This window comes from Synechococcus sp. H60.2 (assembly GCF_047462315.1).
Lineage (GTDB): Bacteria > Cyanobacteriota > Cyanobacteriia > Thermostichales > Thermostichaceae > Thermostichus.
The window spans coordinates 24496-37483 of the sequence record NZ_JANSIZ010000024.1 but is presented as its reverse complement, the minus strand read 5'-3'; the positions used below and the strand labels follow the sequence as shown (position 1 = coordinate 37483).

The 12988-nt window shown below is 60.9% G+C and carries 15 protein-coding genes; 6 read left to right on the top strand and 9 right to left on the bottom strand.

Features of this window, described 5'->3' with window-relative positions; genetic code table 11:
• On the top strand, positions 1–289 hold a 289-nt coding region (locus NW845_RS05640; protein ID WP_414377374.1), incomplete at its 5' end, for a fasciclin domain-containing protein.
• Between the two features lie 123 nt (positions 290–412).
• Here NW845_RS05640 and NW845_RS05635 read toward each other — a convergent pair.
• Complete coding sequence (locus NW845_RS05635) at positions 413–655, bottom strand: hypothetical protein (RefSeq protein WP_414365083.1); 243 nt, start codon at positions 653–655, stop codon at positions 413–415.
• Positions 656–974: 319 nt separating this feature from the next.
• On the opposite strand from NW845_RS05635, the gene menD reads away from it, so the two are divergent.
• Positions 975–2795 (top strand): 2-succinyl-5-enolpyruvyl-6-hydroxy-3-cyclohexene-1-carboxylic-acid synthase, encoded by a 1821-nt coding sequence (gene menD / locus NW845_RS05630; RefSeq protein ID WP_414377371.1) that lies wholly within the window; start codon positions 975–977, stop codon positions 2793–2795.
• Here the strand turns inward: menD and miaA are convergent.
• Positions 2719–3735, bottom strand: a complete 1017-nt coding sequence (gene miaA / locus NW845_RS05625; RefSeq protein ID WP_414370508.1) for a tRNA (adenosine(37)-N6)-dimethylallyltransferase MiaA — start codon at positions 3733–3735, stop codon at positions 2719–2721. The genes menD and miaA overlap by 77 nt on opposite strands.
• A 121-nt stretch (positions 3736–3856) precedes the next feature.
• Between miaA and NW845_RS05620 the strand changes: the two genes are divergently transcribed.
• Positions 3857–4711 carry a hypothetical protein gene (locus tag NW845_RS05620; protein WP_414332714.1) on the top strand — a complete coding sequence of 285 codons (855 nt, stop codon included), beginning with the start codon at positions 3857–3859 and terminating at the stop codon, positions 4709–4711.
• 161 nt (positions 4712–4872) lie between these two features.
• Here NW845_RS05620 and rpe read toward each other — a convergent pair whose 3' ends face one another.
• Together rpe and NW845_RS05610 are read right to left on the bottom strand one after the other, a co-directional pair.
• Positions 4873–5583, bottom strand: coding sequence for a ribulose-phosphate 3-epimerase (gene rpe, locus NW845_RS05615; protein WP_414332712.1), 711 nt, complete (start codon positions 5581–5583; stop codon positions 4873–4875).
• Positions 5584–5685: 102 nt separating this feature from the next.
• Positions 5686–5907 (bottom strand): hypothetical protein, encoded by a 222-nt coding sequence (locus NW845_RS05610; protein ID WP_414332711.1) that lies wholly within the window; start codon positions 5905–5907, stop codon positions 5686–5688.
• Between the two features lie 149 nt (positions 5908–6056).
• Between NW845_RS05610 and NW845_RS05605 the strand changes: the two genes are divergently transcribed.
• The gene (locus tag NW845_RS05605) at positions 6057–6452 is read left to right on the top strand and encodes a VOC family protein (protein WP_414377369.1); all 396 of its coding nucleotides are present in this window, start codon (positions 6057–6059) and stop codon (positions 6450–6452) included.
• Between the two features lie 5 nt (positions 6453–6457).
• Complete coding sequence (locus NW845_RS05600; RefSeq protein ID WP_414377366.1) at positions 6458–8041, top strand: NAD(P)H-hydrate dehydratase; 1584 nt, start codon at positions 6458–6460, stop codon at positions 8039–8041.
• On the opposite strand, the gene NW845_RS05595 is transcribed toward NW845_RS05600, so the two are convergent.
• The 5 genes from NW845_RS05595 to NW845_RS05575 form a co-directional block, all read right to left on the bottom strand.
• On the bottom strand, positions 8001–8834 hold the full coding sequence (locus NW845_RS05595; RefSeq protein WP_414377376.1) for an undecaprenyl-diphosphate phosphatase: 834 nt from the start codon (positions 8832–8834) through the stop codon (positions 8001–8003). The genes NW845_RS05600 and NW845_RS05595 overlap by 41 nt on opposite strands.
• Before the next feature lie 155 nt (positions 8835–8989).
• Entirely contained in the window at positions 8990–9610 is a 621-nt protein-coding gene (locus tag NW845_RS05590) for a DUF2808 domain-containing protein (protein WP_414377364.1), read from the bottom strand.
• 186 nt (positions 9611–9796) lie between these two features.
• Entirely contained in the window at positions 9797–9982 is a 186-nt protein-coding gene (gene psbZ, locus NW845_RS05585) for a photosystem II reaction center protein PsbZ (RefSeq protein WP_011429012.1), read from the bottom strand.
• A gap of 177 nt (positions 9983–10159) precedes the next feature.
• Positions 10160–10852 carry a queuosine precursor transporter gene (locus tag NW845_RS05580; RefSeq protein ID WP_414370506.1) on the bottom strand — a complete coding sequence of 231 codons (693 nt, stop codon included), beginning with the start codon at positions 10850–10852 and terminating at the stop codon, positions 10160–10162.
• Positions 10852–11508, bottom strand: coding sequence for a response regulator (locus tag NW845_RS05575; RefSeq protein WP_414377361.1), 657 nt, complete (start codon positions 11506–11508; stop codon positions 10852–10854). The genes NW845_RS05580 and NW845_RS05575 overlap by 1 nt, the downstream gene beginning before the upstream one ends.
• Positions 11509–11756: 248 nt before the next feature.
• Here NW845_RS05575 and NW845_RS05570 point away from each other — a divergent pair, with 248 nt between their 5' ends.
• Positions 11757–12875: a class I SAM-dependent methyltransferase gene (locus NW845_RS05570; RefSeq protein WP_414377359.1), complete on the top strand. Its 1119-nt coding sequence runs from the start codon at positions 11757–11759 to the stop codon at positions 12873–12875.
• Positions 12876–12988 lie beyond the last annotated feature (113 nt).

Sequence of the window (12988 nt, the reverse complement as noted above, 5' to 3'; positions counted from 1 at the left end):
TGAAGCGATATATCCAGAATCAGTCAGGAGGCGCTATCCCTCCCCACCCGGGTGGGGAATCCCGCGCCTTACGTTGACCCAGATTCTCACCTACCATGTGGTGCCCGGCAAAGTTCTCTCCAACGATCTGAAAGCTGGGGAAGTGGTCACGGTCGAGGGATCCCCTGTGGAGATTTCTTTGGCTGATGGAGTCAAGGTCAACGATGCCAACGTGGTGACCGCGGATATCGAGGCCGTCAACGGCGTCATCCACGTTATCGACAAGGTGATCCTGCCCCCGCAGAGCTAACCGTCGGTAGAGAAGTTCCAGATCCTGCGGGGTCTAGTTCTCTGGCAGCCCCTGCCCCTGGTGGTGGGGGCTTTGTGTTGCAACTTAGGCCGACGACCCTCAAGGGATCCCTGACCTTGAGATCTATAGGTCAATGCCGACACTGGAAGCGTAGATTGCTTCCACCGACACGCCCGAGACCCGCTGCGGACGCACGATCATGTACTCATTGTCCATTTGCTTGGGCAAGGTGATGAACTCGTCCCCACCCACCATCAGTTGGTTGATCAGCTCTGTGTATTCTCTGGCTTCCTTGACCCGTACCTGCATGGTTTGTCCACCTTCGAGCATGATGTGGACAAGGTATCCATCGGGTTTTCTGGCCATGGGTGCTCCTACTGGGTGCAGCAAAGATCAATAAGGGGCGTTCTCATGAACATTATTCCCCCATCGGAGAGACCTAGCCAATCCTCGCCCCTGCCAGAAAATCTGGAGTTGCGGCGCGACCAACCCACTTGAGGCAGTTTCCTGAGGGCGGGCACCTCCTTGGCGCACCTCCTCTAGCTCTCCTCCCAGAAAGAGAGGAAAGGCGAAGGAAGGCCAAAGCAAGTGGTTCCCCTGCGCTTAGGGATGGCTATAGATTACTAGAATGTGCCTATTTTGGACTTCCTACCCAACTTGCTCGACACTGGCTGGGATAGCTGGAGTGACTGGCGCAAACTCCCTTCAACGGCTGGACTGGCGCAACCTCAACACCCTTTGGGGATCCGTTTTGACCGAGACCTTGAGCCGGCTGGGCTGTCGGGTGGCCGTGGTGTGTCCGGGATCCCGCTCTGCCCCCCTCACCTATGCTCTGGCGCAGCACCCCGAGATCGAGGCCATTCCAGTGGTGGATGAGCGGTCGGCGGCCTTTTTTGCCCTTGGCTTGGCCCAGCAGCTCCGGCAACCCATTCCCCTGGTCTGTACCTCCGGCAGCGCCGGCGCCCATTTTTTCCCTGCTCTGATCGAGGCGGCAGAAAGTGGTTGGCCGCTTTTGGTTTTGACGGCGGATCGGCCCCCAGAGCTGCGCCACTGCCGCGCCGGGCAGACTATCGACCAGGTGAAGCTCTACGGTCACTACCCCAACTGGCAAGCGGAATTGGCCCTGCCCAGCGCGGAGCCAGAGGCCCTGGCCTATCTCCGCCAAGCCCTGGTTCACGCCTGGGAGCGCACGCTTTACCCCTTTCCCGGACCTGTGCATTTGAATGTGCCCTTGCGGGATCCCTTAGCTCCCGTTGCCGATGGCAGCACTGCGCCCCTGATCCACTTACAGGAAGATCCGGAGTTTGAGAAGACTTTTTTCCGCGGGGTTGTCCCTCCACCTGGCCTGGCCACCCCGGCTGCCGGTTCTGCGTTCGCGTCAACAGCTTCCTTTTGGCAGGAGTGGCGCCGCTTCGAGCGGGGGGTGATCTTGGCAGGGCCGGCCCAACCGGCAGATCCCCAGGGTTATGCAGAGGCGGTGGCCCGTTTGGCCCTGGCCCTGGGCTGGCCAGTGTTGGCGGACGGACTCTCCCCTCTGCGCAACTACGCTTCCCTTAACCCCTATCTCATCACCACCTATGACCTCCTCCTGCAGCAGGATGTCCCCCAGCTCTGGCCGGAACAAGTCATCCAGTTGGGATCCCTGCCCACCAGCAAAGCGCTGCGGCAAACCCTGGCCAAAGCTTGCCCCCGCACCTGGCTGCTCGATCCCCGGCCCGAGAACGGGGATCCTCTGCACAACCCCACCACCCATTTGCCCTTTGCTGTGGAAGAGCTGGCCGCCGGGATCCCGGAAGCAACATTCAAAACTCCAGCCCCCCGAACAGCTTTTCTGCAGGGCTGGCTGACAGCCGAAGCGCAAATCCGCGCCACCCTAGACCAGACCATGGCTGACCTGCCGGAGTGGTTTGAGGGCAAGATCGCCTGGTGGCTGGCCCACCACCTGCCGCCGGAGACGCCCCTGGTGATTGCCAACAGCACGCCGGTGCGGGATGTGGAGTGGTTTTGGCCGCCCAACGACCGCCGCATCCGGCCCTACTTCAACCGCGGCACCAACGGCATCGACGGCATTCTCTCAACCGCCTTCGGGGTGGCCCACCGCCATCGGCCAACAGTGTTGCTGACTGGGGATCTGGCCTTTTTGCACGACTGCGGCGGCCTGCGGCTTAGCCCTTACCTGCAGGGATCCCTGACCATTCTTCTCATCAACAACCAGGGAGGAGGGATTTTCGAGCTACTGCCCATTGCGGAGGTGGGCCGCCAGGGGCTCAATCCTCCCTTTGAGCCCTACTTTGCCACTCCCCAGGCGGTGGATTTTGCTCGCCTCTGCCAGGCTCACGGCATTCCCCACCAGCGGCTGGAGACGTGGGAGGAGCTGGCTCAAGCCCTGGAGCCCTTGCCCGCCCAAGGGGTGCGAGTGTTGGAGATCCTCACCGATCGGAAAGCCGATGCTCAGCGGCGGCGGGAGTGGTTTCAGCAGTGGTCTGAGCTGCCATCCAGGCTTTAACCCGCTCCCAGATCTGCTCCGGCAGATCCTCAGCCTCGCAGTCTAGCCACTGGATCCCTGGCATGGCCCGAAACCAGGTCATCTGCCGCTTGGCAAACTGGCGGGTGCGCCGCACAATCAAAGGCTGCAGCTCCGCCTCTGGGATCCGCCCTTCTAGGTAAGCGCCGATCTCCGCATAGCCCAAAGTTTGCAAGAGGGGCAAGTCCGGCCCATAGCGCTCCCGCAGCGTTTTTACCTCCTCAATCCAGCCTGCTGCCAACATTTCTGCCGTGCGCCGAGCAATACGTTGTTCTAGACGGGGCATCGGGCAGCGCAGCCCCAAGATCAAGATGGGGTAGTGGGGAGGGTGGGCCTGCCGCAGGCGGGAAGCCGGCTTCCCGGTGGTGTAGATGATCTCTAAAGCCCGCAGGGTGCGCACTTCATCATGAGAGTGGATCTGCCGAGCGGCCACGGGATCCAACTGCTGCAGCCAGGCGTAGCGGATCTCGGGCGGCCAAGTTTCCAATTGAGCGCGCAACTGGGGCTGCGGCGGAACCGCCGGGATCCCCAGCCCTGCAGTAATGGATTGGATGTAGAGCCCCGTCCCCCCCACCAGAATGGGAGTCTGTCCCTGCCGATGGGCCTCGGCAATGCGGGCTTGGGCCGCTCGTTGGAACTCGGCCACGGTGTAGGTGTGGCGGGGATCCACAAAGTCAATCAACTCATGGGGCCAAAGGGCCCGCTCGGCGGGAGTGGGCTTGGCGGTGCCGATGTCGAACTCCCGGTACACCTGGCGAGAGTCGGCGTTTAACAGCGGGGATCCCAGCCGTTGGGCCAGCAGCAGCGCCTGGCGCGACTTGCCGGTGGCGGTGGGGCCAGCAATGACGACGAGCCCCGGCCCTGCGGTCGAGGAGGGAGGTTCTCGGCAGTCGCGCCCATTTGGAGACCGGTTTTGATCCATCCGCTGTCGGCAAGAAAGTTCACCCAGGGCAGCAGATTAAAATTTTCAAAGAACCCTAGCGCTGTGGATAAAATAGGACATCCATAGCCTCTATTGTCTTCCCGGCTCTTCGAATTTCCCCGTGATCTCATCTTACGTCTCTGCTTCCGTTGCCGTGTTGGGCGGGGCGCAGCCTCGATTTGAGCTGCCCCCTGTCAAACTCCTTCTCTTGTTGCTGCGGGCCTCGGCACGGCGAGGGCTGGCCGGCCTTGGCAGAGCCCTCGGAGCCGGTATCCTGGCGGCGCTGCTGGCGTGGGAACCGCGCCCTGCCTTGGCGGAAGTTTTGGTGCTCAAGCAAGGAGAAGTGCGCACTCTGCCCCTATTGCAAACGCGGGCCCGACTGCCCCTACAAATGGAAATGCTCTATTTGGGCATGGTGGAGGAGCGCTTCTTGAGCTACGCCCGCGCCAACAATTGGGAGACCATTGCTAGCGACCGCGAGGATCCCCGCTGGAGCCGCTGGCAACTGCGCCCAGGCGGTGAGGCCATCTACCTGCCGGATGCCCCTTCATCGCGGGATCCCTCAGAGCCCCCCCTCTACGCCCGCGGGTTTTATGTGCAAGCCTATTTTGTCGGCGGACGCTTGGCGGGGATGCACCTGATTCATAACCCGGAAGAGCCGGGCTTCAATTTGAGGCAACTGCAAAGGCTTGTTCGCGCTTGGTTCCCCGATAACCGCTTGATGTTGCACTACCAGGTGCTGCCGGAGGATCCCGACCGGCAGGTGCTGGGCGCCTACTGGGGCACCATCCCTTCTCCTTACCTTGCTGACATTCAGCGCAACAGCCGCCTGCCCTTTTGCCAAGTTTTTTTCAGCCCTACCTCGCCTCAGCCAATCGTTCCCACCTCTGCCCCTCCGCATTGCCTCAGCCAGACTGCCGTAGAGGATGGTGCAGCCCCTGCGGCTGCCCAGAAGAAGACCGCCGCTCTGCGCTAGAATTTCGAGCCCGTTCTTCCACCAGAAGGGATCCCTGCCGCTGAGCTGTAGCCATTCGCAATGGGCCAAGAATGAGGGGCGCTAGGTCTTCTTCCCTCTCTTCTGTGCCTTGGCCTAAGAGGGGCTCAAGAGCATGGGTTTCCCCAATCGATAAGCTCAAATCAAACCGTTACCAGCTCCGGGCGACGGCTGTTGCGGATAGCGCGAATAGCCTCCGCATAGTCTTTGGCCTTGAACACTGCCGAACCGGCCACAATGGCGTTGGCCCCGGCCTCGATGACCTGCCAGGCGTTGCTGGCCTTGAGGCCGCCATCTACTTCAATCCAGGGATCCAGACCGCGCTCGTCGCACAGGGCCCGCAGTTGGCGAATCTTGGGCACCACCGCCGGAATGAAGCTCTGGCCGCCAAAGCCGGGGTTGACGCTCATGATCAAGACCAGGTCCACCAAATCCAGCACGTACTGGATGAGCTCCAGGGGGCTAGCGGGGTTGAGCACCACACCTGCCTGTTTGCCCAGATCCTTGATTTGGCTGAGGGTGCGGTGCAGGTGAATGGTAGAGCTGGACTCGGCATGAACGGAGATGATGTCGGCCCCCGCCTTGGCAAAGTCGGCCACATACTTTTCCGGCTCCACAATCATCAGGTGGACGTCCAGAGGCTTGGCCGTAACCGGGCGCAGCGCTTCCACCACCAGCGGGCCGATGGTAATATTGGGCACAAAGCGGCCATCCATGACGTCCACGTGGATCCAGTCGGCCCCCGCCTCGTCCACCGCCCGCACTTCTTCCCCCAAGCGGCTAAAATCCGCCGAAAGAATCGAAGGGGCGACAACAATCGGCTTTTGCCCAGAGGCTGCTGACGGCTGAGTCATGGTGAGTATCCAAACTGTGAACCGCAAGAAAGGGGAGCCTGCTCCTCTATGGTACGGGGTTTGATCCCCTTTGCAAACTGCCTCTTGGCTCGGAGACTAGGGTTACAGGGGACTGGCCTCGACCCAATGCCGGAAAACTTGGGCCAGATGACCCCAGGGATGCGGCGGCTGAGCGTTGCTCTGGGACTCTGGAGCAGCCTGCTCTGAGGGAGCCGGTTTTACCTCTTCTTCCAGCCGCAGGGCAAGCTGCTGCAATTGCATGTAGATGCTGTTGACGGCCAGCATGGCCAAGACGGTGCCGAAAAACTTGGTGCGGGATCCCATAGACCAACCCCTAGGCAAGAAGCAAGATAGAGGATATTCTCGTCGCCGCTGCCCTAGTTCCACCTTAGCGCACAGGCGGAACAGGTCTTTTGGAGAAAATCCTTACACTTTCTCTCGACAGCTTCAGGAACTTGCGCCCAAGCAACGTCATGAGCACCTATCAGCACCTGCACACCGCCCTTTGGGTTAGCGATCTGGCCAGGGCTGAGCATTTCTACGGAACCGTGCTCGGGATCCCCAAGGCAGAACGGTTTCCCTTTAACTTTCCCGGCGCTTGGTACCAGGTGGGGTCTTCGCAGATTCATTTGATCGTCCCTGAGGAGCCGCTTGACCAAGGGCAGCAAGCCAGTCGTGGCAGCAAGGCGAAGTGGGGGCGCCATCCCCACGTGGCGCTGGGAGTGGAAGATCTGGAGGCGGTAAAGGCCCGCCTGCTGCAGGCAGGCTATGAGGTGCAGCCCAGCGCTTCCGGGCGGGCGGCTGTGTTTGTTCGGGATCCCGACGGGAATGTGATCGAGCTGAGCTCCATAAGCCCCCCTCAGCCATGACCGCCATGCCAGAGCCCTCTTTGCCCCAGCAGCGCAGCGTCCTCAACTCCCTTGACCCGGCCACCGCCCTGGTCAGCTCGGCGCAGATGCGGCGCCTCGAGGAGGAGATCTTCGCTGCCGGCATGCCCGTGGCCGCCCTCATGGAGAAGGTGGGGCTGGCCGTTTTTGCCCGGTTGCGGCAGGATTTTCCCCAGGCGCAGCGCATCGGCATCCTCTGCGGCACGGGGCACAATGGCGGCGACGGCTTGGTGGTTGGGCGAGAGCTGCGGCTAGCCCAAAAGGAGGTGAAGGTTTGGTTGGGGAAGCCGGATCTCAAGCCCCTAACCGCCGACCACGCCCGCTACCTCAGGGCTCTAGGGGCGGAGTTTGTGGAGCGGGTGGAGGCGTTGGCCGACTGCGACTTGCTCATCGACGCCCTCTTTGGCATTGGCCTAAACCGGCCCCTGGGGGATCCCTGGGCGCGGGCGGTGGAATGGGCCAACGGCAGCAGCATTCCCATCCTCAGCCTGGACTTGCCTTCTGGCCTCAACGACCAGACAGGTGAGATCTGGGGCTGCTGCATCCGCGCCAGCCACACCTATGCCCTCGGCCTCTGGAAACGGGGCCTGTGGCAGGAGGCGGCTCTGCCCTGGGTGGGACGGCTGCATCGCCTTGATTTTGGCATCCCCCCCTGGGTCTGCCCGGCAGAGGCGGCTCCCCAGTTGTTGCTGAACCCTTGGCCGCATTTTCCCCCTGACCCGCCTTTGGATACCCACAAATATCGCCAGGGATCCCTGCTAGTGGTCGCAGGGTCGGCGGCCTATGCCGGGGCGGCAGTGTTGGCCGGGCTGGGATCCCGCGCCAGTGGCGTGGGCATGGTAACCCTGGCGGTGCCGGCGGAATTGAAGGGGCTCATCCACAGCACTTTGCCGGAAGCCTTGGTTCACCCCTGGGAAGGGATCCCGGCTCTGCCGCCGCTGGGTGAAAAACCTTTCCAGGCGGTGGCGGTGGGGCCCGGCCTAGGAGAAGCCCGCCGGCGACTGCTGGAGAGCTTGCTGCAGGATTGGGCCGGGATCCCTTGGGTTATCGACGCCGATGCCCTTAATGCCCTGGCGGAGATGGGGGTGGAGCGCTTGCAAGAAAACGGGATCCAAGCCATCCTCACCCCCCACCTGGGGGAGTTTCGCCGGCTTTTTCCAGGGATCCCGCCTGCGGATCGCATGGAGGCAGCCCAAAAGGCGGCAGCCCAGAGTGGAGCAGTGGTGGTTTTAAAGGGAGCACGGACGGTCATCGCCTCTCCTAGGGGGGAATGCTGGGTCAACCCGGAGAGCACACCGGCTTTGGCCCGCGGCGGCAGCGGCGATGTCCTAACTGGCTTAATCGGCGGCCTGGTGGCGCGCAGAAGGGCCCAACTGGGTCAGTCGATGGGGATCGCGGAGCTGCTCAGTTGTGCCTGTGCCGGAGTGTGGTGGCATGCCCAAGCCGCTATCCAACTGGCGGGGGAGCGGGGTCTAACAGGGGTGGATCCGGCCCACCTAGGGGAGTACCTGCCCAAGGCGCTAAGTCGGCTCAAGGTTGCAAGAACCCCAGGGCCAGCCCCAGGAAAATGAACAGGCCAAACCCAATCCGGTAGACGATAAACAGCCAGGTGCTGCTGCGCTGCAAAAATCGAATGAGCCAATCGATGGATCCGTAGGAGAAAACAAAGGCCGAGAGCGTCCCCAACCCCTGCGACAGCAGCGCCTCTGCCTTAAACTCGGAGATGAACTCCGCCACCCCCGCCAAAAAGAGGGCCGGGATCCCCAGCAAAAAGGAGTAGCGGGCGGCAGCCGAGCGCTGCAAATCCAGCAACAGAGCCGCCGTCAGCGTCACACCGGAGCGGGATACCCCTGGAATCAACGCCAAAGCCTGGGCCAGCCCCACCCAGAGCCCATCCCCAATGCCCAGGCTGTGCAGATCTCGCCGGCGTTTCCCCACCTGTTCCGCCCAGCCCAAAGCCAGTGCCAAGCCAATGGCGGCAGCAGCAATTACCCCCAACTGGCGGGGTGGGGATCCCCAGATGGCCTTGACGGCCCATCCGGCAACCACAATCGGCAACGTCCCCACCAGGATCCCTATGAGCAGCCGCCAAGACTCCTGCTGGAAATCTCGCTCCTGCCAAGCCTTCCAGGAGCCAAGGAGCACCTGGCGCAGATCAGAGGCAAAGTAGATCAACACCGCCCCCAAGCTGCCCAACTGGATTACCGCCGCAAAGGAAGCGCCTGCATCTGGCCAGCCCAGCAAAGCCGGAACCACCCGCAGGTGCGCCGTGCTGCTGATGGGCAGAAATTCAGTGATCCCCTGCACCATGCCCAAGAGCAGGGCCTGCCACCAGTTGGGATACCAGGTGTCGGCTAGCACCAAAGACAACCTCTCCCTGTATGCCAGGCTACCGTCTGGAGGGGAGATTCCCCTCACCCCCAGCCCCTCTCCCTGAGGCCCTCACCCCCAGCCCCTCTCCCTCAGGGAGAGGGGAGGTGGGGATCCCTTGGGGTTGTTGAAACCAGAGGCAGCGGCCATCAGAAGGTGAGCCGCTCCGGATCGTCGATGGTGATGAGCCAGTTGCCCACCTTGCGGAAGAGCGGGTTGGGCTCTGTCCCCCGTACCCGCGCCTCTACCCGGTAGATGCCGGCAGCGGAAGGGTTGCGCACATTGGAGAGCACCAAGCGGATCTCCTGGCCGGCGGCAATGGGTTGACGGGCCACCACCTCCAAAGAGCGAAACTCCTCGTCCCAATACACTTCCGCCAGCTCCACCGGCTTGCCCTCCACCTCTAGGCGTACATTCTGGGGATCGATGACGGCATCAAAGTTCCTGTCCGCGCTAATCTGCACCTCCGCCACCGCCACATCCTGCGGTGGGATCTTCAGGCGATAGCGATCCAGCCGACCGCGAATGCCACGAAAATCCAGCCGATAGCTGAGGACAGGCACCCCCTCGCTGCCCGTGATGACAAAGCCCGACTGCGCCTTTGCCAAAGGGGATAGCGCCCCTACCAACAAGCCCGCCAAAATCAGCCTCGTCCCCAGCCGGGCCAAGCGGAGGCCCCACGAACGCTTCACTGCTCTCAACACCCAAACCTCCCAAAAGACTTCGGCATAAGCACCGCTTCCTGCCGACCGAGCAGGCAGCAAGGCCATGAACATGGAATCGAGTTGCTGTCCATTGTAAGGGGTGGGATCCCTTCCACCGGGAGCGCCCAGGGCCCACTCGGGTGCGGAGATGCGCAGTTTTTCCCCACCACCAGAACCTCACAGTCGCAACCCTGATGCTCTGGAACGTCCAGGAGCCTGGGGGATGGGCGTCGAAGGATCCTGCTGGGAGGATCACTTAAAGAAACTGAGTACCCCCACCCCGATCACCATCAGCACCCAGAGCAGGGATCCTACCAAAATGACATTCTTGGCCCGGCTCCAGTCGCTGGCAGAGCTAAAGAGCACCGGCACCGCCACCACCAACAGCAAGCTGTAAAGCACCAACACCAACAGAGCAATTTGGAAAATGAGCATCATCTTTACGGATCCCTCACAAAAGTCTTGTCTTGGATAAGGGCTCCCGACAACACCGGTCTGCCCAACCCGAGCCGGCTCGCTGCACACCGGCGGCGGGGTAGAAAGGATAACGCTCTGACTATACCAAAACTGGGATCCCTCTCAAGGCCAGATCCGTCGGGGCAGCCGATGGATGAACTACCTAGATACAGACTGCATTCGGAAAGGGTTGAAGTCGGTTGCCACGTCAAAGTAGTCTTCCTGTTCCTGTTGCTTCAGCCAGCCGGTGATGGCGTAGGTCAGGGGCGTACAGACTGCCTCAACGGCACACTTGAACACGTAGTTGGAGACGATGAGGCTCATCAGACCGGGAAACACCCCCCAGAAAGCGATGAGAATAAACAGGCCCGTGTCCACCGCCTGGCCCACCAAGGTCGAGCTGATGGTGCGTGTCCATAGCCAGCGTCCCCGCGTCCACACCTTCAGGCGCGCCAGCACATAGGCATTGGCAAAGCTGCCGCTCCAGTAGGCAATCAGGCTGGCCAGTACAATGCGCGGGGTAAGGCCGAGAATCTGGTTGTAGGCTTCCTGGTAGGGCCAGTCGGGGGCTGCCGGCAGGGATCCCACGATCATCAAGGTTACCGACATCAGGGCCGCCGAGAAAAACCCCAGCCAGATCACCCGCCGCGAGCGGGCATAGCCATAGACCTCTGTGAGGATGTCGCCAAAAATGTAGCTGAGAGGGAAGAGGATGGTGCCGCCATCGAAGGTAAACGGCCCCAAGAGCACGATCTTAGTGGAGGCGATGTTGGAAATGAGCAGCACAGCCACAAACAGGGCCGTCACCGCATCCAGGTGCCGGTAGGCGCGCTCCAAGCCTCGCTCAGACATCAGGATTCCCCTAGAAGTTTGCGGATCTGCCGTAGTTCTTTGACAATCAGGGCCAGGCCCTGATTGTGCCGTTCCACTTCGCTAGTGAGTTTACGGATCTGCTCTTCTAGACTAGCGCTGTGGGCTTCCTGACGGTCTAGGCGCTGGCTGAGGTTGACAAGCCGCGTCACCACTTCCCGCTGGATGAGGTTTTCCGTGCCTTGGATGAGCAGCGTCTCGATGGCGGTGAGCTTGTTCAAGAGTAACTGGGTGTTGGTTTCCGACCCCGGCTCTGGTGCCGCCTCAGGGGTCACCCGCAAGGCCTTTTGAATTTGGGCCAGAAGGGCTTCTGCCTCAAAGGGCTTTTCAATGAAGTCAAAATCGACAAAAGGCTCAGGGATGCGGGCTGTTACCTGCTCTTTCATCCCCGACATGATGATGACGGGGGTATTCTTCAGGCTCTCTTCCTGCCGGATGGCCTGCAATGTGTCATAGCCGTCCATCTTGGGCATGACAAAATCTAGCAAGATCAGGTCGGGGTGATGTTTTTTGGCAGCCTCCAAGCCCGCTAGGCCGTCTTTGGCCTCCAGTACCTGAAACTGGTCAGCCAAGATGCTGGCTACCATCTTGCGGATCATGATGCTGTCGTCAATGACCAACACCGTCTTGGCTGTCATGCTTGGGCGCTCCCTTTTCCCAATCCGTTCGACCTGCTCAGCCCCTTCCTCCAGTGCATGGGGCATCGGGGACGTCCTTCCGGGGACACCAATAGAGTACTCTCCCTCTTAGGGAAGTGGGGTGTGACTAGCAACTTACAGCTCCAATTTCGCTGATTCTCCCAAGGCCCAGAACTTGCCGGTTTCCCATCGCTGCCTTGCTATAATCTAACGTAAACAAACATTAAGCATTCGCACCTTGCAGGGTTATGAGCTTACAGTTGAGCTCCGAGCTGTCGCTGCCGATCCCATCGCCGGTTGGAGAGGCGGCCTACCGTGCCTTTCAGTGGGGCAAAAATCTCTTTGGCTTTGCCCATAAGGCTCTCTCCACCCAGGCTTCGGAGCTGATGCTCTCTGTGCTCAGGGAGCTGCAAAGTTTTTCCTCTGGGAAAGCCCTGCCGCCGCGGGAGCGGGTGAAGGTCAGCGCAGCTATTTTGCAAGAGTTGCGGGCTCGTTACGAACGGCTGCTCCAGGTCGATTGGCAAGACGCTGAGGCAGGTTACTACCCTCACGCGCTTCTTTTCGACAACCCCTGGCTGGACTTTGCCCGCCATTACCCAGAGGTGTGGCTGGATTTGCCCCAGGTTGCTCGGCGGGTCCACAGCCGGCGCTACCAGGAGTTTTCTCCAGACATCTCCACCGAGGGCTATCCAAAATACTATCTGCAAAATTTTCATTACCAAACCAACGGCTACCTAAGTGATCGCTCGGCTGAGCTCTACGACCTACAGGTGGAGCTGCTGTTTGGGGGCACAGCGGATGCGATGCGGCGGCGGGTAATCCGGCTGCTCAAGGATGCCCTCGATCCTGCTCTATCGGCTCCCCACATTCTCGATGTGGCTTGTGGTACGGGGCGGATGCTGCGCCTTTTGCGGGGATCCCTGCCCAACGCGGCACTGTATGGCCTGGACCTTTCCCCTGCCTATCTGCGCAAGGCCAACCGCCTGTTGCAGGAGTTGCCTGGGGAGCTGCCCCAGCTCATCCGCGCCAATGCCGAGGCCATGCCCTACGCCGACGCCACCTTTAATGCGGTTGTCAGCGTGTTTCTCTTCCACGAACTGCCCAGCCCAGCCCGGCAAAATGTCATCAATGAGATGAGCCGGGTGGTGAAGCCGGGGGGCGTCATTGTCATCTGCGATTCGGTGCAACTGCTGGATTCGCCCGAGCTGGAGGAGACGATGGAAGCTTTTGTGCAAACCTTCCACGAACCCTACTACCGGGACTACATCCGCGATGATCTGGGGGTGCGCCTGCAGCAGGCAGGCTGTGAGGTGTTGCGCCGAGAAACCCACTACGTCAGCACTTATATCTTGGCCCGTAAGAGTTGAGCGCCCTTGCCAAAAGCTTAAGAGGGTAAGGAGATTCGCGGTCGCTTGGCCAAAAGCTGTATAGTAGTATCAGACACGAAACCTCGGATAAGAAGCTAAGTCATCAACGCCCT

Bases quoted from the DNA above. Each gene is read 5' to 3' on its own strand.
- NW845_RS05635 (WP_414365083.1), bottom strand. From the start codon at position 655: ATGGCCAGAAAACCCGATGGATACCTTGTCCACATCATGCTCGAAGGT.
- miaA (WP_414370508.1), bottom strand. From the start codon at position 3,735: ATGGATCAAAACCGGTCTCCAAATGGGCGCGACTGCCGAGAACCTCCC.
- rpe (WP_414332712.1), bottom strand. From the start codon at position 5,583: ATGACTCAGCCGTCAGCAGCCTCTGGGCAAAAGCCGATTGTTGTCGCC.
- NW845_RS05610 (WP_414332711.1), bottom strand. From the start codon at position 5,907: ATGGGATCCCGCACCAAGTTTTTCGGCACCGTCTTGGCCATGCTGGCC.
- NW845_RS05605 (WP_414377369.1), top strand. From the start codon at position 6,057: ATGAGCACCTATCAGCACCTGCACACCGCCCTTTGGGTTAGCGATCTG.
- NW845_RS05600 (WP_414377366.1), top strand. From the start codon at position 6,458: ATGCCAGAGCCCTCTTTGCCCCAGCAGCGCAGCGTCCTCAACTCCCTT.
- NW845_RS05590 (WP_414377364.1), bottom strand. From the start codon at position 9,610: ATGGCCTTGCTGCCTGCTCGGTCGGCAGGAAGCGGTGCTTATGCCGAA.
- psbZ (WP_011429012.1), bottom strand. From the start codon at position 9,982: ATGATGCTCATTTTCCAAATTGCTCTGTTGGTGTTGGTGCTTTACAGC.
- NW845_RS05580 (WP_414370506.1), bottom strand. From the start codon at position 10,852: ATGTCTGAGCGAGGCTTGGAGCGCGCCTACCGGCACCTGGATGCGGTG.
- NW845_RS05575 (WP_414377361.1), bottom strand. From the start codon at position 11,508: ATGACAGCCAAGACGGTGTTGGTCATTGACGACAGCATCATGATCCGC.
- NW845_RS05570 (WP_414377359.1), top strand. From the start codon at position 11,757: ATGAGCTTACAGTTGAGCTCCGAGCTGTCGCTGCCGATCCCATCGCCG.